The sequence below is a fragment of the Bordetella ansorpii genome, from assembly GCF_900078315.1.
Taxonomy (GTDB): Bacteria; Pseudomonadota; Gammaproteobacteria; order Burkholderiales; family Burkholderiaceae_B; genus Bordetella; species Bordetella ansorpii.
In genome coordinates, this window is the sequence record NZ_FKBS01000025.1 from 276,416 (window position 1) to 294,075 (window position 17,660).

At 65.0% G+C, this 17,660-nt stretch carries 24 protein-coding genes; 22 read left to right on the plus strand and 2 right to left on the minus strand.

What is annotated here, in order from left to right; genetic code table 11:
- Positions 1-421: 421 nt before the first annotated feature.
- Both A7W11_RS18835 and A7W11_RS18840 read left to right on the plus strand, forming a co-directional pair.
- Positions 422-604, plus strand: a complete 183-nt coding sequence (locus tag A7W11_RS18835) for a type II toxin-antitoxin system HicA family toxin (protein ID WP_066417116.1) — start codon at positions 422-424, stop codon at positions 602-604.
- A gap of 14 nt (positions 605-618) precedes the next feature.
- On the plus strand, positions 619-1,017 hold the full coding sequence (locus A7W11_RS18840; RefSeq protein ID WP_066417119.1) for a type II toxin-antitoxin system HicB family antitoxin: 399 nt from the start codon (positions 619-621) through the stop codon (positions 1,015-1,017).
- Here the strand turns inward: A7W11_RS18840 and A7W11_RS18845 are convergent.
- Both A7W11_RS18845 and A7W11_RS18850 read right to left on the minus strand, forming a co-directional pair.
- Positions 1,014-2,093, minus strand: a complete 1,080-nt coding sequence (locus tag A7W11_RS18845) for a phage portal protein (RefSeq protein ID WP_066417122.1) — start codon at positions 2,091-2,093, stop codon at positions 1,014-1,016. The genes A7W11_RS18840 and A7W11_RS18845 overlap by 4 nt on opposite strands.
- Complete coding sequence (locus A7W11_RS18850) at positions 2,090-3,841, minus strand: terminase large subunit domain-containing protein (RefSeq protein WP_066419223.1); 1,752 nt, start codon at positions 3,839-3,841, stop codon at positions 2,090-2,092. The genes A7W11_RS18845 and A7W11_RS18850 overlap by 4 nt, the downstream gene beginning before the upstream one ends.
- 160 nt (positions 3,842-4,001) lie before the next feature.
- Between A7W11_RS18850 and A7W11_RS18855 the strand changes: the two genes are divergently transcribed.
- From A7W11_RS18855 to A7W11_RS18950, 20 genes are all read left to right on the plus strand, one after another.
- The gene (locus A7W11_RS18855; protein WP_066417125.1) at positions 4,002-4,868 is read left to right on the plus strand and encodes a GPO family capsid scaffolding protein; all 867 of its coding nucleotides are present in this window, start codon (positions 4,002-4,004) and stop codon (positions 4,866-4,868) included.
- A 45-nt stretch (positions 4,869-4,913) separates the two neighbouring features.
- Positions 4,914-5,954: a phage major capsid protein, P2 family gene (locus A7W11_RS18860; protein ID WP_066417127.1), complete on the plus strand. Its 1,041-nt coding sequence runs from the start codon at positions 4,914-4,916 to the stop codon at positions 5,952-5,954.
- Positions 5,954-6,721, plus strand: a complete 768-nt coding sequence (gene gpM / locus A7W11_RS18865) for a phage terminase small subunit (protein ID WP_066417133.1) — start codon at positions 5,954-5,956, stop codon at positions 6,719-6,721. The genes A7W11_RS18860 and gpM overlap by 1 nt, the downstream gene beginning before the upstream one ends.
- 90 nt (positions 6,722-6,811) lie before the next feature.
- Positions 6,812-7,276 (plus strand): head completion/stabilization protein, encoded by a 465-nt coding sequence (locus A7W11_RS18870; protein ID WP_066417136.1) that lies wholly within the window; start codon positions 6,812-6,814, stop codon positions 7,274-7,276.
- Positions 7,276-7,482 (plus strand): tail protein X, encoded by a 207-nt coding sequence (locus A7W11_RS18875; RefSeq protein ID WP_066417138.1) that lies wholly within the window; start codon positions 7,276-7,278, stop codon positions 7,480-7,482. Before A7W11_RS18870 ends, A7W11_RS18875 begins: the two co-directional genes overlap by 1 nt.
- 2 nt (positions 7,483-7,484) lie before the next feature.
- Positions 7,485-7,739 carry a hypothetical protein gene (locus tag A7W11_RS18880; RefSeq protein ID WP_066417141.1) on the plus strand — a complete coding sequence of 85 codons (255 nt, stop codon included), beginning with the start codon at positions 7,485-7,487 and terminating at the stop codon, positions 7,737-7,739.
- Positions 7,736-8,275 (plus strand): lysozyme, encoded by a 540-nt coding sequence (locus A7W11_RS18885; protein WP_066417144.1) that lies wholly within the window; start codon positions 7,736-7,738, stop codon positions 8,273-8,275. Before A7W11_RS18880 ends, A7W11_RS18885 begins: the two co-directional genes overlap by 4 nt.
- On the plus strand, positions 8,272-8,778 hold the full coding sequence (locus A7W11_RS18890; RefSeq protein ID WP_066417147.1) for a lysis system i-spanin subunit Rz: 507 nt from the start codon (positions 8,272-8,274) through the stop codon (positions 8,776-8,778). The genes A7W11_RS18885 and A7W11_RS18890 overlap by 4 nt, the downstream gene beginning before the upstream one ends.
- A complete protein-coding gene (locus tag A7W11_RS18895) occupies positions 8,762-9,262 on the plus strand; it encodes a phage tail protein (RefSeq protein ID WP_082887370.1) in 501 nt (166 codons plus the stop codon). Before A7W11_RS18890 ends, A7W11_RS18895 begins: the two co-directional genes overlap by 17 nt.
- On the plus strand, positions 9,259-9,726 hold the full coding sequence (locus tag A7W11_RS18900; RefSeq protein WP_066417149.1) for a phage virion morphogenesis protein: 468 nt from the start codon (positions 9,259-9,261) through the stop codon (positions 9,724-9,726). The genes A7W11_RS18895 and A7W11_RS18900 overlap by 4 nt, the downstream gene beginning before the upstream one ends.
- A gap of 61 nt (positions 9,727-9,787) precedes the next feature.
- Complete coding sequence (locus tag A7W11_RS18905; protein ID WP_235816917.1) at positions 9,788-10,417, plus strand: phage baseplate assembly protein V; 630 nt, start codon at positions 9,788-9,790, stop codon at positions 10,415-10,417.
- Complete coding sequence (locus A7W11_RS18910) at positions 10,414-10,785, plus strand: GPW/gp25 family protein (RefSeq protein ID WP_235816918.1); 372 nt, start codon at positions 10,414-10,416, stop codon at positions 10,783-10,785. Before A7W11_RS18905 ends, A7W11_RS18910 begins: the two co-directional genes overlap by 4 nt.
- Positions 10,786-10,787: 2 nt before the next feature.
- Positions 10,788-11,714: a baseplate assembly protein gene (locus A7W11_RS18915; RefSeq protein ID WP_066417157.1), complete on the plus strand. Its 927-nt coding sequence runs from the start codon at positions 10,788-10,790 to the stop codon at positions 11,712-11,714.
- Complete coding sequence (locus tag A7W11_RS18920) at positions 11,707-12,330, plus strand: phage tail protein I (protein ID WP_066417159.1); 624 nt, start codon at positions 11,707-11,709, stop codon at positions 12,328-12,330. The genes A7W11_RS18915 and A7W11_RS18920 overlap by 8 nt, the downstream gene beginning before the upstream one ends.
- Positions 12,327-14,786: a phage tail-collar fiber domain-containing protein gene (locus tag A7W11_RS28825; RefSeq protein WP_235816919.1), complete on the plus strand. Its 2,460-nt coding sequence runs from the start codon at positions 12,327-12,329 to the stop codon at positions 14,784-14,786. The genes A7W11_RS18920 and A7W11_RS28825 overlap by 4 nt, the downstream gene beginning before the upstream one ends.
- 8 nt (positions 14,787-14,794) lie before the next feature.
- Positions 14,795-15,265: a hypothetical protein gene (locus A7W11_RS18930; RefSeq protein WP_066417161.1), complete on the plus strand. Its 471-nt coding sequence runs from the start codon at positions 14,795-14,797 to the stop codon at positions 15,263-15,265.
- A gap of 136 nt (positions 15,266-15,401) precedes the next feature.
- Positions 15,402-16,583 carry a phage tail sheath protein gene (locus A7W11_RS18935; protein ID WP_066417163.1) on the plus strand — a complete coding sequence of 394 codons (1,182 nt, stop codon included), beginning with the start codon at positions 15,402-15,404 and terminating at the stop codon, positions 16,581-16,583.
- Between the two features lie 58 nt (positions 16,584-16,641).
- Entirely contained in the window at positions 16,642-17,157 is a 516-nt protein-coding gene (locus tag A7W11_RS18940; protein ID WP_066417166.1) for a phage major tail tube protein, read from the plus strand.
- Between the two features lie 42 nt (positions 17,158-17,199).
- On the plus strand, positions 17,200-17,535 hold the full coding sequence (locus tag A7W11_RS18945) for a phage tail assembly protein (protein WP_066417174.1): 336 nt from the start codon (positions 17,200-17,202) through the stop codon (positions 17,533-17,535).
- Between the two features lie 8 nt (positions 17,536-17,543).
- A complete protein-coding gene (locus A7W11_RS18950; RefSeq protein ID WP_066417177.1) occupies positions 17,544-17,657 on the plus strand; it encodes a GpE family phage tail protein in 114 nt (37 codons plus the stop codon).
- Positions 17,658-17,660 lie beyond the last annotated feature (3 nt).

Genomic DNA, 17,660 nt, shown 5'->3' on the forward strand with positions numbered 1-17,660 from the left:
TTAGCGGGCAGGCGCGGAGGGGGGAGTACTGCGCGCGCCGGGCCGGCGCCGACCTCGCGCGCCCTTGGCAGAGGGGACCGACCCGGCGATGGCCCTACGGCCCCACCAGACGGCCCTGGCGGGCCGTTGCGGTCGCATTGGGCCGCAGGGACTCAGCTGCGCTTGACGCGCTGTAGAGGCTCCAAACGCGCTGGCGACTTGTCGCTGTCCCGCCGGGTCTGGCCGTCCGCAGCCACTCGACGCTCGAACTCTTCCCTGACGCCGGGATCTTCCATGAGGCGCTGCGCCAGGCGACGCAGATGCACGCGCGTGAGCATTGGGGCCCTGGGCTGCTGGGCCATGGCCAACAACGGTGACATCTGACCCCGAAATGGTAGGTATAGTGTTGATGAAATGCGAAATGGTGGGTATAATACCCACCATGAACAGCAAACAGATCATCAAGCAACTGGAAGCCGACGGCTGGTATCTGGCCCGCGTGAAGGGCTCACATCACCAGTTCAAGAATCCGAACAGGCCCGGCCTGGTGACTGTGAAGCACCCTGACAGCGACATCCCCGCCGGCACGCTGAACAGCATCAAGAAACAGGCGGGTTGGAAGTGAAAGGAACCACCACCATGCGATTCCCTGTTGTCCTGCACACCGATGACGGTGTGCGCTTCGGCGTGACGGTCCCCGATCTGCCGGGCTGCTTCTCGTCCGGCGACACCTTCGAGGAAGCTCTGGATTCTGTCCTCGAAGCGATCGATCTGCACCTTGAAGGCCTGGTTGAAGATGGCCATGACGTGCCCGTACCGCGTCCCATCGTTGAACACCGCGACGTTCCCGACTACACCGATGGCGTGTGGGCGGTTGTGGACGTGGACGTGTCCCGATTCGATGGCCGCGCCGAGAAGATCAACATCACCGTGCCGCGCCGCGTGTTGGCGCAGATTGACACCTACGCCAAGGCCCATGGATCCACGCGCAGCGGGTTTCTGGTCGAGGCTGCGCGCATGGCCATGCAAAGGCGCTAGCGGCGGCGCAGCCTGCGGGCGCTGTGCTTGGCATTGCCAGCCTGGCCTGCCTTGCCAACAACGTAGGGCTTGAACCTCACGACCTCTTTGCCCAACCAGGCATTCAGCTCCATGAACCGCCCCTGTAGCGGCTCAATCTCGTTGCGCGCGAATACCTCGGCCGCCGGCAGCACTGCCCCGAACCCGCCCGAGTTCGCCGGCACGATGCCCATCAACTGCGGCGGGACGCGGTGCGCCGCCAACACGTCATCCCTCGTCACGTTCTTGATGTTGAAGAACTCGTCCTTCGCGGCCACTTCACTGAGCGGGATCACCTGCACGCCCTCTTTTGCGCCACCTGGGGAATGCAGGAACAGATTGCGGAAGTTGCCCGGCCCCTTCGCATTGCGCATCGCCTCACGGATGCTGTCTACGTCTTGTTGGCTGGTGTGCGAGTCGGACAGGTAGAGGATGAAGCCCGCGTGGCTCCCGTTGTTGTAGTAGCGACGGCGGAACAGCGTGGCGCTTTCGTTTAGCCAGGCGCTCTGAAGGGTGCTCAGGTATTCGGGCAGGCCGTACACCTCTTGATTGATGTCGGCTTCGCGAAGGTGCCATACGCTGCCGGCCTCGAATTGATGCTCCATGCGGGAGTGCGGCACGAAGAAATGCGAGCCAGGCTCTACGCCTGGCCGCGTGAACTTCGCCAGCGAGTGCCTGAGGCCCAGCAGCTTCCCCGTGTAGCTCTCGCGCCGTTCGAGATAGGCATTGCCGAACGTCAGAAAGTTGACCGCCAATTCCTTCACCACAGCCGTAGGGAGCAGCGGATGCGGAATGTAGGTACTGGCCAGAATGCCGGCCTTGAAGAAAATCGCGCTGCTGTGGTGCGTGGCGGCGCGAAAGCTCTTCGCCAAGCCCTCAAAGCTGATGGGCGGCTCGTACCATCGGCCATTGTCCAGGCATTCCAGATAGTCCAGGATGTCCCGCCGGTTCATGACGGGCACGGCGTCATCAAGCGAGAACGTCTCCGCTGTCACGCGGGCGGCGGGTGATGCGTGCGCCTGCAACGGCGCGCCGCGATGGTCGCAAAGCGTACTCATGAAATTATCTCCATCGAACCCCGGCCGGCGCGTTCGCCTGCCAGGCTTTCATAGTCCAGTGAATGCATGCAGGCCCATGCAAGGTCTGCATGGCCGGTTTCCTTTGCACGGCCTGCGGTGTAGGTGATGGCGTTGCCGCTGGCGGTGATGGTCTTGCGGATCGCCATGAAAGCCGCCGCGATGTCGTTCATGCTCGCGTCGAAAAGGAAGCGTCCGGCGCGGATCAGCTCCTGGGCCTTCAGCACCATGCGCGTTTTCACCTCAGGGCTGTACAGGTACTTGCGCACGCGCGGGAAGAACTTTTTCACGATCTGATAGACGCCCAGGCCCATGCCCGTTGCATCAACGGCGATGTCCACCACGTTGTATTGCTGCATGAGCGTCTGGATCTTCTCGGCCTGCACCTCGAAGTCAGCGCCGCGCAGTTGGTAGCGTTCCAGCACGCGGAAAGGTGCGCCGGGCTTTGTAGGCAATGCCATGACCACCAGGCCAGCGGAGTCGCCAGTTGATGAAGGGTCATAGCCGATGGATACAGGCTGGTGACCGTACCGACGCAGTGCAAACCAGGCTACGTCTGTCCAATCCACCATGCCATCGACCATGCAGGACTGCATGACCTTCAGCGGGAAGACGCTGGCGGTGTCGTCGATGAACTCGCACATGAGCAGGTTGGCGAAATCCTCTTCGCTGTACTCAAGCCGCAGCTCATCGATATCGAACAGATTGCAACCGCCCGCCTCCGCATCCAGGATGGTGACGATCTGGCGCCATCTTCGATCTGCCAACAGCATGCCGTCCTTCAACGCCGCGTGGCTGACGTCGAAGCTCAGACGGTCGGCCTTCGCGCGCCGCTTGTTGAACTGGTCGCCGTTCCAGTGCCTGAACGCCTCATGCGACATCGAGGACGGCGTGCTGAAGTAGGTCTTCCGGAACTGCTTATGCAGCGCCATGCCGCTGGCAACCTTGTCCAACTCGGTGAAGCGCGGCACCCAAAAAAACTCATCGAAATAGAAGTTCCCATGGTGCCCCTGCGCAGTGCGCGCATTGGTGCCGAGAAAGATGAGCTGTGCGCCGTTCGGCAGCACGATCGGATCGCCCTTCAGGTCAATGTCGGCCGCTTCGCGGGCGAACTGGATGATGTAGTTCTTGAAGACATGCGCCTGTGCCTTCGACGCAGACAGGAATATCTGATTGCGCCCGGTGGCGATAGCGTCAAGCAATGCCTCTCGGGCGAAATACCACGTCGCACCGATCTGGCGCGACTTCAGAATCATGCGCGTGCGCTGGTGCGAGTTCCGATGCCAAACCTTCTGGTAGCCGAAGATCTCCCGCTCGAAGGCCAGCAGCAGCGCCGCCGCCTGCTCTTCGGTGATCGCGTTGCGCTCGGGCTTCTTCTTGGGAGCCGCGTTGCGCCGCTCAATGGCCGGATTGAGGTCCGACTCCCTGCCGCCGCTCTCGTAGCGTCGCACGCGCGTGGTTCGCTCAAGCTGTCGCCCTAGAAGGTCAATCTCCTTGAAATCAATGCCCTCCTTGCGCTCCTTCGCAATGAGCGTGGCAAGCCGCGTTTCCAGGCTGCTTTCGATCTTCTCGGCAGCAGTCGCTTCATCCCACTTGTCGCGTGTCTTCCAGCTCTGAATCGTCGTGCGCTTCTCGTCCAGCTCGCGGGCAATGGACGACACGCGCCACCCCATCCAGTAGAGGTGTCGCGCGCGCCGCCGAGGGTCCAAAGGTTCGGAGATTTGCAACATGGTCGCCATGCTGCAGGCAATCCTCACGCGCGCGTGAAAAGCGTCTGTGTCGCAGGCCGATGCACATCCTTACAACGTGGCGCCAAACGGGCGCACCGGCCACCATGGCAACACTCAAAGACCGCTACCACGCACACCACCACACCAGCGAGAGACCGCCATGAGCAAGAAGTTTTTCCGCGTCGCCCAGGAAGGCCAAACCACCGATGGCCGTGTCATCGAACGGAAGTGGCTGACCGACATCGCCGAGACCTATGACCCGCAGAAGTACGGCGCGCGCATCAACATGGAACACGTTCGCGGCCTGCTGCCGGACAGCCCGTTCAAGTCGTATGGCGATGTCCTGGCGGTGAAGGTGGAAGACAACGCCGAGGGCAAGGCCGAGCTGTTCGCCCAGCTCGATCCCACGGCCGACCTGATCGCCTTCAACAAGGCGCGCCAGAAGGTGTACACGTCCATCGAGATCGATCCCGATTTCGCAGGCACGGGCAAATGCGGTCTCGTCGGCCTGGCCGTGACGGATTCGCCTGCCAGCCTGGGCACCGACTATCTGGTCTTCCATGCCACCACCAAGAGCCAGGATGCTCACCCCATGGCGGGTCGGAAACAGAAGCCGCGGAACGTCTTCAGCTCCGCCGCCCTGGTCGCGCTGGATTTCGGCGATGAAACGGCCGACGCCGGCTCCGACGAGGCGGCGAAAACGTTCATGGGCATGCTGAGCAAGGCCTTCAGCCTGCTGGGCGGCCAGCAGACGCCCACCCCGCCGGTGAACCAGGCGCCCCAGGTGCCCGCGCCCGCAGGCTTGGGCGCGTTCTCTGCCGATCTGAAATCGGCCCTCGAAACGTTCGCCGCGACCAGTACCGCCCAGGTGAAGGCGTTGCACGACGCCCTCGACGCCTTCAAGAAGACGGCAGTATCGCGCGAAGACTTCGACGCGCTGCGCGACCAGCTCGACAAAACGGATCGCAATTTCCGCCAGCGCCCGCCCGCTACCGGCGGCAACGGCGAGCTGGAAACGGACTGCTGACCCTCGGCAACACCCGAATCAAATCCCTCATCTGGAGCACCCCTCATGCGCAACGAAACCCGCAAGCAGTTCGACAAGTACCGGGCGCGCGTCGCCCACCTGAACGGCGTCAGCGACACCTCGGCGTCGTTCTCCGTCGATCCCTCCATCCAGCAGACGATGGAACAGAAAATTCAAGAAAGCTCGGCTTTCCTGCAAAGCATCAACATGCCCATCGTCGTGGATCAGCTCGGCCAGAAAATTGGCCTGGGCGTGTCCGGCCCGGCCGCCAGTCGCACGGACACCGCGACCAAGAGCCGTGAGACGCGCGACATCACTGCCATGGACCCGAACGGCTACCAGTGTGTCAAGACCAACTTCGACACGCACCTGGGCTACGCGAAACTGGACGCGTGGGCGCGCCACAAGGCGTTCCAGAACATGGTCCGCGACGCTGTGCTGAAGCGCCAAGGCCTGGACCGCATCATGGTGGGGTGGAACGGTACGCACGCCGCCGCCCAGACCAACCTGTCGGAATACCCGCTTCTGGAAGACGTGAACAAGGGCTGGCTGCAGAAGATGCGCGAGCGCGCCGAACAGCGCGTCATCCGACAGGGCGCCGCCGAAGGCAGCAAGGTGCGCATCGGCAAGGGTGGCGACTACGCCAACATCGATGCCGCTGTGTTCGACCTTGTTACGGCGCTGGACCCGTGGTTTCAGGATGACACCGAGCTGGTAGCCATCGTCGGCCGTGGCCTGCTGCACGACAAGTACTTCCCGCTGGTCAACGGCAACGACACCCCCACCGAGAAGCTGGCTACCGACATCATCATGAGCCAAAAACGCGTAGGCGGTCAGCGCGCCGTCACGGTACCCTACTTCCCCGCCGGCACGGTGTTCCTGACGCGTCTGGACAACCTGTCCATTTACGTGCAGGAAGGTAGTCGCCGCCGGCACATCAAGGAAGCGCCCGAACGTGACCGTGTCGAATTCTACGAGTCGTCCAACGAGGATTACGCCATCGAGGACTATGGCTGCGGCGCCCTGCTGGAAAACGTCCAGATGCTCGACGCCGAAGGCAACCCCATCGACCAAGGTGGCCAGTAATGGCGGGCCTGGTTCAACGGCACCAAATGCGGGTCGCGGCGGCGCTCGCGGCGGCCTCGACGCCGGCCAATGCCCCCGCGCCCACCTCCGGCCCGTATGAGCTGATGATGCATGCGCTGGTGAACGACCGCCGCACGCTCAAGGGCGTGCAGTCCATCGAACGCAAGATCGAGCTCAAGCGCGGGATGCTGAACCAGTACGGCGACTATGTGGACGGCGTGCTGGCGGCGGACGCAGGCGGCCAGGATGAGGTCATTGTCACCGTCATGGTGTGGCTGCTAGACACGCTTCAATTCCGCGCAGCCCTGGTGCTGGCGGAATACGTGACGCGGCACGGCCTGACGCTGCCGCCGCACTACAACCGCGGCGTTCCCGCTCTGCTGCTGGACGAGATCACCGATGCGGTGCTGGCCAAGCGCGTGCCCATGGACGCCGATCTGTTGGCCGAGCTGCAGCGGCTGCAGGTGCTGACCGATGGCAAGGACGCGCCGGACCAGGCGCGCGCAAAGCTTCATCGCGTCATGGGCGAAACCCTGGCGCAGATGGCGGGCGACCTGGCCGACGAAGACGAACAGCGCGCCGCCGCGGCAGCGCTGCAGCACCTGAATCGCGCCAAGCAACTGCATTCTGCTGTGGGTGTCACGAAGCTGACCGAGCAACTGGAACGCAAGATCAAGAAGGCCGAAGGCGGCGCACCGCCCCAGGAAGGAACGGACGGTAAGCCGCCGGCCGAGTCCGCCCAGGGTGAAGCGCCGCCCGAGGCATAACCGAGTGCCCCCAACGCACACGGCGGCGCGGGGCTGAAGCTGGGCATTGCCCTACCGGACGCCCCGCCCACCGCCGATCTTGGACCCGTTATGAGCTTTGTTGCCAATCAACCGTCGCCAGGCCCCGCCAAGATTCTCAATGACGGCTGGTATCCCGATATCGATGTCGCCAAGGCGCGCGCTACGATGCGCCGCGTGGACGGCACCGTGACGCCTGAACGATTCGAGCGCGCCATCATCACCGCCATCATCGAGGTGGGCCGGGATCTGGGACCGTGGAAGGCCGCACGCATGGCAGACGGGTACGCCACGCTGGCCGCCGTACCCTGTGATGCCGTTGGCGGCCAACCGATTCACCAGCAGAACTACCTGCGCGCGGTCTACAGCACTGCCCACGCCGACCTGATGGAACGCATGCCCGATTACGACCTGACGGCGGCCGGCCAACGCAGCACCGAGCCGGTCGAAGACATGGCAGATGCCCTGCGCCGTGATGCTAGCTGGGCCATCACCGCGATTCTGGGCCGCCCGCGTACCACCGTGGAGCTGATCTGATGCAGGTCCGCGCTCAACAAGGCGACACCTTGGACGCGCTGTGCTGGCGGCACCTGCGCCGCACGCGCGGCGTGGTCGAACAAACCTATGAACTGAACCCGGGCCTGGCCGACGCCGGACCGATCCTGCCGCACGGCCAGTTGGTCGAGCTGCCCGAGCCCACAACCGAACCTACGACGGTGCCCACCGTCAACCTCTGGGACTAGCCATGCCGCCCGACATCGACGCCCACGCCAGCACGCTGGTCGAGGCGATACCACCCGATATGCGCAGCGCCGGAAAGACGCTGCTCCTGAACACCTCTGCCGGCGTGTCCATCGCCGGCTTCACGCTGAATGAGTGGGTGGCCATCCTGACCGGCATCTATTTCGTCGCGCAGATTGGCCTGCTGTGCATCCGCTACAGCGAGGAAATCCCGAAGCTCTGGCGCCGCTGGCGCGGTACGCGCAGGGGTGACGCATGACGCCCGGCCAGAAAATCGCAGGCGGCGCTCTGGGCCTGATCTCCGCCGGCATCCTGACGTTGTTCAGTCCCGAGCTGCAGCAGCACCTGGGCCGCTGGGAGGGCGAGGGGCAGAACGTTGTCTATGCGGACAAGTTGGCCGGTGGCCTGCCGACCGTCTGCAAGGGCATCACGAAATGGACATCGCCTGATCCGGTAGTGGTGGGCGACTACTGGAGCGACGAACGCTGCGCCGAGGTCGAGCGCATGGTTGTCGAAAAAGGACAGTTGGATCTGGCCGCGTGCATCGACGTGGCCATCCCGCAGGGCGCATTTGATGCCCTGTCGAGCCATGCCCACCATTTCGGCGTGCCGAATACCTGCGCCAGCCGAGCCGTGGGCCTCATGAACGCTGGACAGATGGATGCCGGCTGTGACGCGATTGCACACGGCCGGGACGGCAAGCCTGTCTGGTCCTATGTCGGCACGACGTTCTACCGCGGCCTATACGCTCGCCGGCTGGACGAACGCCGGATGTGCCTGGATAGCCTGAAATGACCGTGACGCGCCCATTCCTCGTTGGCACGCTGGTGGGCGGCCTGGTCGCCGGCATCCTGGCGGTCCAGGTCCAGGCCTGGCGCTATGACGCCCGCATCGCCCGTATCGAAACCGCGCATGCTGCAGCCCAGGCGGCCGCCAGCCAGACGGCGCTGAAACGCCAGCAGCAACTGCAGGCCGACGCCGATGCCACGGCCACGCGCCTGGCGGCCGTCGAAATCCAACTGTATGGAAGACTCCGCAATGCTCAAACTGAAATTGAAACTCTGCGCGTTGCTGTTGGTGCTGGCACTCAACGCGTGTACGTCCGTGCCGTCTGCCCCGCCGCCGCTGTTGGAGTGCCCCCGGCCGGCGCCGGTGCCGGCCTGGGTCATGGAGCCGGCGCCGAACTTGCCCCAGATGCTCGGGAGGATTATTTCGCCCTCCGCGCCGCTTTGGAACGAGTGACCGCGCAGCTTCAGTTTTTCCAGCAGCGCGAGGCAGACAATGCGCAAGCCCACTGAACTGCGTGCGTGGCTGACCGCCGCCAATCCGCTGCTGGCGGCGAACCCGGACCGGCTGAGCATATTTGTCGACGGTGGGGCCGTCGTATGCACCGGCGCGGCGTCACTCAGCCATGAATACCGGTACACGCTGAACCTGATCGTGCAGGACTACACCGGCGCGCCGGCCGCAGTGGTCCTGCCGATCCTGGCGTGGTTGCGTACCGAGCAGCCGGAGCAATTCGAGAACCCGGCGCTACGCGAACGGATGCTGCAGCTGGACGTCGAACTGCTGCAGAACGACGCGGTAGACCTGTCCATTCAGTTGCAGTTGACAGAGCGCGTCATCGTCCAGGCCGACCCGCAGACGGGGAAGCTCGCGGCGCGCCACGTGGGCGAGCCGCCCCACCCGGACCTGCCGCCGGACGATGGCGAATGGCGCGTGACGCTCGATGGCGAGCTGATCGCCACATTCCCGTTCAAGGGCTACCGGCCGCAGCTATGAGCGCCGATGACTTCACCGCCATCGAGGATTGGGCGGCCGGCCTGCTGGCCGCTCTGTCGGCGGGCGAGCGGCGCAAGGTAAACCGCCAAGTAGCGATGGAACTGCGGCGCGCCCAGGCCGCCCGGATCTCCAGCCAGCAGAACCCGGACGGCAGCGCGTACGCGCCGCGCCGGCCGGCCAAGAACCTGCGCGGCAAGCGCGGCCACATCCGGCGCAAGATGTTCACCAGCCTGCGTACGGCGCGCTACCTGCGGACCGAGGCCTCCGGCGACACGGCCGCCGTGGGCTACGCCGGCGCCGTCGCCCGCATTGCCCGCGTGCACCAGCTCGGCCTGCGCGACCGGCCGGCGCCCAATATGCAGCCCATTCGCTACGCCGTGCGCCAACTGCTGGGCTTCAGCAATGAAGACCGCCAGCGCATCCTTGACGCCTACGCCCGCCACCTGGCCGAGCGCGGTCTGTAGCAGCGCGATCCACAAGACGCACCCCGTGCGCGCGCGAGGCCCGCCCGTCAAGATGGGCGGCATGGATATCGAAGAACTGGCCCGCCTGCTGGCCAACCTCATACGCACCGGCGTCGTCTTCGCGGTGGACCTGCAAAGCAGGCCTGCGCTGGTGCGCGTCGCCTCCGGCGAGCTGGAAACCAACTGGCTGCCCTATCTGGAATTCCGCGCCGGCACCACGACGACATGGGACCCGCCCACGGTCGATGAACAGGTCGTACTGCTGTGCCCTGACGGCGAGCCGTCCGCCGGCATCGTGCTGCGCGGACTCAACTCCGAGGAAATCCAGGCGCCGTCTGCCAGCGCGGACGAATTCGTGCGGTTGTTCCCGGATGGCGCGCGCATCACCTACAACCACGCCACCAGCGCCCTGACGGCCATCGGAATCAAGACCGGCGCCATCGAAGCGTCCGAGAAGTTCACGCTGCAATGCCCTGAAATTCTGCTGGACGGGCGCGTCACCGTCACGGACCTGTTCAGCTACCAGGCCGGCATGAGCGGCCAGAACGGCCGCGGCAACCGTACCGCCATTCGCGGCGATCTGACCCATGAGGATGGCGACCTGTCGTCCAACGGCGTCATCGTCCACACGCACACGCATGGCGGCGTCCAGGGCGGCGACAGCAACACCCGCGGGCCGAACGCATCATGAGCGGCTACCTGGGCATGGACGCCACGACGGGCCGGCGCATCACGGGGCGCGCGCACCTGGCGCAGTCGCTGACCAAGATTCTGACGACAAGCATTGGCTCGCGGCTGCGGCGCCGGCCGTTCGGTTCGCTGGTGCCCGACAGCATCGACGCGCCGGGCAATCGGGCCGCGCTGCTGCAGATCTACGCTGCCGCCGCCAGCGCCATCATGGCGTGGGAGCCGCGCATACAGTTGCGGGGCGTCACTGCGCAGCCCGATCCCGCGCAACCCGGCCGCTACTACATAGACGTGCAGGGCGAAGCCGTCATCGACGGCGCACCGCAGTCGGTGCGTATCGCCGCGCCCCTTTCCGGGCTGGGCCAGGGATAAGCATGGCAACTGCCAACACCATCGACCTGTCGCTGTTGCCGGCCCCCGATGTCGTAGAGCCGCTGGACTACGAACAGCTTCTGGAGGTGCGCAAGGCGCGCATCATCGCGCTGTTCGCGGCCGAAGATCGGGATGCGGTGCGCGCTGCGCTGGCGCTCGAATCCGAGCCCATGGCCATCTTGACGCAGGAGAACGTCGAGCGTGAGCTGATCGTGCGCCAGCGCGTCAACGAAGCCGCGCGGGCCGTCCTGCTGGCGTTCGCACGCCGCACCGATCTGGATCACATCGCCGCAGAATATGGCGTGGTCCGGCTGGTCATTACGCCCGCCGACAACAGCACGGTGCCGCCCACCCCGGCCGTGATGGAGATGGACGAGGATCTGCGCTACCGCGCGCAGCTTGCCTGGGAGGGCCTGTCCACCGCCGGCCCGAGCGGCGCCTACGAGTTCCACACGCGATCCGCGCATGGCCTGATCGCCGATGCCACCGCGATCAGCCCGGAGCCCTGCGACATTCTGGTGTCTGTCCTGTCCCGGGAAGGCGACGGCACCGCATCCGACGCGGTGCTGACGGCCGTGCAGCGCGCGCTCAGTGACGAAGATGTCCGCCCGCTGGGCGACCGCGTGACGGTGCAGTCGTCGCACATCACAACGTACAGCGTCGTCGCACGCCTGCACCTGGCCGGCTCCGGCCCGGGCCGCGATATCGCCGTAGCCGCCGCGCAAGCGGCCTGCGAACAGTACGTGAACCGGCCGCGCCGTCAGGGTATTTCCGTGTGGCGTACCGCCATCACGGCGGCGCTGCACGTGGAAGGCGTTGCCCACCTGGAACTGATCGAGCCCGCGGCGGACATCGTGCTGGACCGCACGCAGGCAGGTACGTGCCTGGCCGTGACGGTCACCGTGGCCGGAGAGGACGACGATGCCTGACCACCCGTCGCTGCTGCCGCCAGGTTCCACGCCGCTGGAACGCAAGCTGGCCACCGCGCTGGCTGATATTCAGGACGTGCCGAATCCGATTCGCACGCTGCGGCGCGCCGAGACCTGCCCGGCGCCGCTGCTGACCTGGCTGGCGTGGGAACGGTCCGTAGACCGCTGGGACGACAGGTGGACCGAGGCGACGAAGCGCCAGGCGCTGAGCGCGTCTTTCTTCGTCCACACGCACAAGGGAACCATCGGCGCGTTGCGCCGCGTGGTCGAGCCGCTGGGCTACCTGCTGGAAGTGGTCGAGTGGTGGCAGATGGTTCCAGAGGGCCGACGCGGCACGTTTCGCCTGACCATCGGCGTACTGGACACAGGAATTGCCGAGCCCATGTATGCCGAGCTGGACCGGCTCATACAGGACGCCAAGCGGGCCAGCCAGCACCTGATCGGCCTGCAGATCGCGGCCGAGGTACGCGCCGCTGCGAACTACTGCGTCGCCTCCTACGACGGCGACGTAATGACCGTTTACCCCTACCAGCCGGATGACATCGAGGTCTTCGTGACGCCTCTGGCCGCGCTGGCTGACCACACCACTGACACCCTGACGGTATATCCCTCATGACCACCAAATACTACGGCGTGCTGACCGCCATCGGCGAAGCCAAGGAAGCCCGTGCGAAAGCCCTGGGCGTGCCCGTGAAGATCACGCATATGTGTGTGGGTGATGCCGCCCTTCCGGCCAACAGCGGCGAGACCGTCGCGCCCGACCCGCAGCGCACGGCGCTCATCAATCAGTTGCGTGTTGCGCAGCTCAATCGCCTGTCGCAGGACGCGACCAACCCGAACTGGCTGATCGCCGAGCAGGTCGTGCCCGAAGATGTGGGCGGCTGGTGGATCCGTGAGCTGGGCCTGCGCGACGAAGACGGTGATCTGGTCGCCATTGCAAACTGCCCGCCCACCTATAAGCCAGTCCTGGCCGAAGGCAGCGGGCGCACGCAGGTTATTCGCATCGTCATTCAGGTATCGAGCCGCGCCAACTTCGAGCTGCAGCTTGATCCCAGCACCGTCCTGGCCACACGCGCCGAGGTCGAGGCGCGGTTTGTCGACTTCACCAGCGCGCAGACCATCGCAGGCAAGAAGACGTTCACTAACGAATTGGTGGCTGCGCCGATCGGTGGCACCGGGCATTCGTATCGCATGCACAACGGCCAGCAAGGTTCGTTCTGGCGTGTCGATGGTGAATCTATGTTTCTCATGGTCACTGCCCTGGGCGATCCGCTGGGTACCTACACCGCAGCGCGGCCGCTGAAGGTGTACTTCGCCGATGGCCGTTGTGACATCAATGGGCAATCTGCTACGGCGTTGAAGTGGGCGACACCGCGTACGATTGCGCTCAATGGCGCGGTGTCGGGCAGCGCCGCCGTGGATGGGAGCACCAACGTCACCCTCAACGTGACGGGGATGGACGTCAGCAAGGCAACCGCGGGTACATTGGCGGTTACTCGGGGCGGGACCGGCCTGGCCACGGTCCCGGCCGGCAGCTTTGTGCAGGGCAACGGCACGGGCGCGATGGTACCGCGCACGCCTGCGCAAGTACTGTCCGACATTGGTGGCCAGGCTGCGCTGGGCTACACGCCCGTGCGCCAGGGCGGCGGGACCGGTATGGCCGCTAACACGGTCTACATCGGTTGGGGCCGCTCGGGCGACACGTCCAGACTGATGCTCCAAATCGATGCCTCGGTATTTGGTGCGCGCTGGCCTATCGATGTGAGCGGAACGGCCAAGACCTTGGAGACCCCGCGCCAGATCGCAGGGAGGCCGTTCGACGGCAGCGCCGATGTGGTCATCGTGCCGGCTGATATCGGCGCTGCACCGCTGGATTCGCCGGCTCTGACGGGCGCACCGACAGCACCCACGCCTGCCACCACCGACAACAGCACCCGCATTTCCACCACGGCGTTTGTTCGCGCGGCCATTGCGGCGCTGATCGGGCAAGCCCCTGGCACGCTCGACACGCTGCAAGAACTTGCCGACGCGCTCGGCGACGACCCCAATTTCTCCACGACGATGACCAACCTCATCGCCACGAAATTGCCGTTGTCACGGGTCCAGGCATCTGCCCTCGATACGACTGCGGACACCATACTGCGCCAGGGTGCGTTCGGCCTGGGACGCCTGGCCGGCTTGATCCCCTCGGTAAATGATGTGGAGCAGGTGCATCCCAATGGCATGTACTGCACCAACACGTCTACGGCGGGCACTCCACCAGGCGCATACTCGCGCCTGTTCCAGGGAATGCTAGTCGTCCAGAATTACGACAACGCCGCTGGCAATCAAATATGGATACCGCACAATGCTGACGAGGTCTGGTTCCGCCGCCGCACGGGTGGCGCGTGGCAACCGTGGATCAATCTGGTCACGCCATCGAACGTATTGCGCTACTACCCCATCGCCGCGCTGCCGGCATCGAATCAGGGGCCTGTTGGTGTAACCGAGGCGTGCGAAATCTGGAATTGGGTCAGTACGGCGTATTTCACCGGTTATCGCTCACCGCAGTGTGGCCGCCCCGTGGATGGCCACACCATGGTGCCGCTTGCCAGCGAGGTGGACGCAGCCGGCGGCCTGTTGAGCAAGGCGGCATACGCGGGGCTCTGGGGGTACGCCCAAGAGAATGGGCTGGTCGTGACGCAGGCTGTATTTGATGCCAACGTCGGAGCGCACTTGTTCGTAGATTCCGGAGCGAACACCTTCCGAGTGCCAGACCTCCGCAACCAGTTCCGCCGATTCACGGGTACGGATACCGACACGAATACGGCCCGCGCGCTCGGATCGTGGCAAAAGGGAAGCATTTCGACCTATGACACCGATGCCAGCGATGGCGCAGTGGTGGGCGTGCCTGGCTGGCGCTCCGGGACTCTTTCTCCAGGCCAGATTGGCTTGGATACGGTCGATGTTGCCAAGTATCCGGGTGTCGGATTCTCCTTCGGACCTGGCGGAAGCGGCTCCTCATTTAGCTCGTATTCGGGCGGCGTCTCCCGCCCGAACAACGTTGCTTATCACCCCAGAATCCACATTTAAGAGGCTTTATGCAAATCACTGTCTACCAGGCCGATGCTGAAGGCATCTACCAGTACCCCACCTACGCGAACGAACTGAGCCTGGACCCCGGCACGTTCAACGTGCCGTATGGCGCAGTTCTGACGCCACCGCCCGATGCGCCCGCCGGCCAGGTTGCTCGGGCCAGGGGCGACGCGTGGGAACTGGTGGAAGACCACCGCACCGAACGCCTGTTTCGCACCGACCTGGCGACGGTCGACCCGTACAACTTCGGCCAGGTTCTGCTGATCGACGGCCAGGCGGTGCGCTATCCGGGCTGGGGCCCCATTCCGGCCTGGTTGACGCCCATCGCGCCGGCCAGCGCTGAACAGTTCTGGGATGGACAGGCCTGGCGCTCGCCCGAGCCGATTGCCGCACCTGACGACTCGCCGGCCCCCGAAATCATCGACGCGGGCACCGAGGAAACCCCGGCCGGCGCTGACACCTCGCCCAGCGAATAGCCTATCTCTCGCCCCGCCCTAGCCCTTGTCTGACGCCCTCAGACAAGGGCTTTTTGCTGCCCGCGCGCGCGCGAACGCTCACACTGCCAGCACCTATCCACGGTGCCCGCGTGCACCATCACTACGAGGGCATAGCATGGCTGCCGACGATTACCACCACGGCGTACGCGTCATCGAAGTCGATGACGGCACGCGCTCCATTCGTACCATTTCCACCGCCGTGGTCGGGTTCGTCGCCACAGCCGACGACGCCGACGCCACCGCATTCCCGCTGAACAAGCCCGTCCTGGCGACCAACATCATGGCGGCCGCCGGCAAAGCCGGCGAGTCGGGCACCCTGGCGCGTACGCTGCAGGCCATCGCCAACCAGACCAACCCGGCCACCGTCATCGTGCGCGTGGCCGAGGGCGAGACCGAAGCCGAGACCACCAGCAACGTCATCGGCGGCACGGACGCCCAGGGCCAGTACACCGGCATGCGTGCCCTGCTGGCCGCGCAGAACAGCGGCCCGCGCGTCAAGCCGCGCATCCTGGGCGCGCCGGGCCTGGAGACCCCTGCGGTAGCAGCAAGCCTGGCTACCATCGCGCAGAAGCTGAGAGGCTTCTCCTACGTCAACGCCTGGGGCTGCAAGACCATCGAGGAAGTGGCCGCCTACCGCGAAACGTTCGGCCAGCGGGAAATGATGCTGATCTGGCCCGATTTCCTCGGCTGGGACACGATCAACGATGCGGAAGCTGCCATCGCCGCCTCGGCCACGGCCCTGGGCCTGCGGGCCAAGACGGACCAAGAAGTGGGCTGGCACAAAACCATTTCCAACATCGTCGTCAACGGTGTCACTGGCATCAGCAACCCGCTGTCGTGGGACCTGCAGGACCCGGACACGGACGCGGGCTACCTGAACGGCAAGGATGTCACCACCCTTATCAACAAGGAAGGTTTCCGCTTCTGGGGCAGCCGCACGTGCGCCGGCCCGACCAGCCTGTACCCGTTCGAGAACTACACGCGGACGGCCCAGGTCATCGCCGACACCATCGCGGAAAACCACATGTGGGCGGTGGATCTGCCCATGCATCCCTCGCTGGTGCGCGACATCATCGAGGGCGTGCGCAGCAAATTCCGCAGTTGGAAATCGCTGGGCTACATCATCGACGCTGATTGCTGGTACGAGCCCGAGCCCAACACCAAGGAATCGCTCAAGGCGGGCGGCCTGTTCATCGACTACGACTACACCCCGGTGCCGCCCCTGGAAAACCTCGTGTTCCGCCAGCGCATCACCGACCGTTACCTGCTGGACTTCGCCGACCGCATTACCGCCTGATCGCACCCGGGCCGCCCGGCGCGGCCCTTTCTTCCATCCCTGATCCGGAGCGCAACCCATGGGCATGCCCCGTAAGCTCAAGAACCTGAACCTGTTCGTCGATGGCGCCAGCTATATCGGCGAAGTCTCGGCAGTTACCCTGCCCAACCTCACCCGCAAACAAGAAGCCTGGCGCGGCGGTGGCATGCTCGGCGCGGCCAAGGCCGATTTCGGCCTGGACGACGATGCGCTGCAGATGGAATGGACCATCGGCGGCTACATCAAGCAAGTGCTGCAGCAGATGGGCGCGGGCAGCATCGACGCGGTGCAGTTGCGTTTCGCCGGCGCCTATCAGCGCGACGACACCAACGAAGTGGACGCCGTGGAAGTCGTGGTGCGCGGCCGCCATTCCGAGCTGGACCGCGGCGAAGCCAAGGCGGGCGAAGAAACCGAATGGAAGGTCACCACGCAATGCGTCTACTACAAAGAGACGTTCAACGGTGAAGTGCTGGTCGAAATCGACCTGATGAACATGGTGGCGATGGTCGGCGGCATCGACACCACCGAGGCGATCCGGCGCGCCATCGGCCTGTAATCCGGCCTTCCGGCCCCCCTCTACCCCCCTGGAGCCCTATCCATGAGTACCCCCACCGAAACCACGGCGGCCATCCCGGCCAACAACCCGAACCTCCGCACCGTCACGCTGGACGAACCGATTCAGCGCAACGGCCAGGACATCGCTACGCTGACGATCCGCAAGCCCAATACCGGCGCCTTGCGCGGCGTCACGCTGGTGGCGCTGGCGCAGATCGACGTGGCCGCCCTGCAGATCGTCCTGCCGCGCATCTGCGATCCGATCCTGACGCCCGCCGAAATCGCCGCGCTGGACCCGGCCGATCTGATGTCCGTGGGCGCCGAGGTCGCCAGTTTTTTTATCCCGAAGGCCCAACGCGCCAGCTTCCAAACGACGTAGACGAGGCCATGGCGGACATCGCCACGATCTTTCACTGGACGCCGGCGGCGATGGAAGCCATGTATCCCGACGAACTGGCCGCCTGGCGCGAGCGCGCCCGCGTGCGCTCGCAACCGGAGTGACCC

Excerpts from the sequence above, each read along its gene's own strand:
- A7W11_RS18875 (WP_066417138.1), top strand. The coding sequence starts at position 7,276 with ATGCAGGTCCGCGCTCAACAAGGCGACACCTTGGACGCGCTGTGCTGG.
- A7W11_RS18880 (WP_066417141.1), top strand. The coding sequence starts at position 7,485 with ATGCCGCCCGACATCGACGCCCACGCCAGCACGCTGGTCGAGGCGATA.
- A7W11_RS18945 (WP_066417174.1), top strand. The coding sequence starts at position 17,200 with ATGAGTACCCCCACCGAAACCACGGCGGCCATCCCGGCCAACAACCCG.
- A7W11_RS18910 (WP_235816918.1), top strand. The coding sequence starts at position 10,414 with ATGAGCGGCTACCTGGGCATGGACGCCACGACGGGCCGGCGCATCACG.
- A7W11_RS18860 (WP_066417127.1), top strand. The coding sequence starts at position 4,914 with ATGCGCAACGAAACCCGCAAGCAGTTCGACAAGTACCGGGCGCGCGTC.
- A7W11_RS18935 (WP_066417163.1), top strand. The coding sequence starts at position 15,402 with ATGGCTGCCGACGATTACCACCACGGCGTACGCGTCATCGAAGTCGAT.
- A7W11_RS28825 (WP_235816919.1), top strand. The coding sequence starts at position 12,327 with ATGACCACCAAATACTACGGCGTGCTGACCGCCATCGGCGAAGCCAAG.
- A7W11_RS18855 (WP_066417125.1), top strand. The coding sequence starts at position 4,002 with ATGAGCAAGAAGTTTTTCCGCGTCGCCCAGGAAGGCCAAACCACCGAT.
- A7W11_RS18940 (WP_066417166.1), top strand. The coding sequence starts at position 16,642 with ATGGGCATGCCCCGTAAGCTCAAGAACCTGAACCTGTTCGTCGATGGC.
- A7W11_RS18890 (WP_066417147.1), top strand. The coding sequence starts at position 8,272 with ATGACCGTGACGCGCCCATTCCTCGTTGGCACGCTGGTGGGCGGCCTG.
- A7W11_RS18915 (WP_066417157.1), top strand. The coding sequence starts at position 10,788 with ATGGCAACTGCCAACACCATCGACCTGTCGCTGTTGCCGGCCCCCGAT.
- A7W11_RS18905 (WP_235816917.1), top strand. The coding sequence starts at position 9,788 with ATGGATATCGAAGAACTGGCCCGCCTGCTGGCCAACCTCATACGCACC.
- A7W11_RS18835 (WP_066417116.1), top strand. The coding sequence starts at position 422 with ATGAACAGCAAACAGATCATCAAGCAACTGGAAGCCGACGGCTGGTAT.
- A7W11_RS18950 (WP_066417177.1), top strand. The coding sequence starts at position 17,544 with ATGGCGGACATCGCCACGATCTTTCACTGGACGCCGGCGGCGATGGAA.
- A7W11_RS18930 (WP_066417161.1), top strand. The coding sequence starts at position 14,795 with ATGCAAATCACTGTCTACCAGGCCGATGCTGAAGGCATCTACCAGTAC.
- A7W11_RS18920 (WP_066417159.1), top strand. The coding sequence starts at position 11,707 with ATGCCTGACCACCCGTCGCTGCTGCCGCCAGGTTCCACGCCGCTGGAA.
- gpM (WP_066417133.1), top strand. The coding sequence starts at position 5,954 with ATGGCGGGCCTGGTTCAACGGCACCAAATGCGGGTCGCGGCGGCGCTC.
- A7W11_RS18840 (WP_066417119.1), top strand. The coding sequence starts at position 619 with ATGCGATTCCCTGTTGTCCTGCACACCGATGACGGTGTGCGCTTCGGC.
- A7W11_RS18845 (WP_066417122.1), bottom strand. The coding sequence starts at position 2,093 with ATGAGTACGCTTTGCGACCATCGCGGCGCGCCGTTGCAGGCGCACGCA.
- A7W11_RS18895 (WP_082887370.1), top strand. The coding sequence starts at position 8,762 with ATGCGCAAGCCCACTGAACTGCGTGCGTGGCTGACCGCCGCCAATCCG.
- A7W11_RS18870 (WP_066417136.1), top strand. The coding sequence starts at position 6,812 with ATGAGCTTTGTTGCCAATCAACCGTCGCCAGGCCCCGCCAAGATTCTC.
- A7W11_RS18850 (WP_066419223.1), bottom strand. The coding sequence starts at position 3,841 with ATGTTGCAAATCTCCGAACCTTTGGACCCTCGGCGGCGCGCGCGACAC.
- A7W11_RS18900 (WP_066417149.1), top strand. The coding sequence starts at position 9,259 with ATGAGCGCCGATGACTTCACCGCCATCGAGGATTGGGCGGCCGGCCTG.
- A7W11_RS18885 (WP_066417144.1), top strand. The coding sequence starts at position 7,736 with ATGACGCCCGGCCAGAAAATCGCAGGCGGCGCTCTGGGCCTGATCTCC.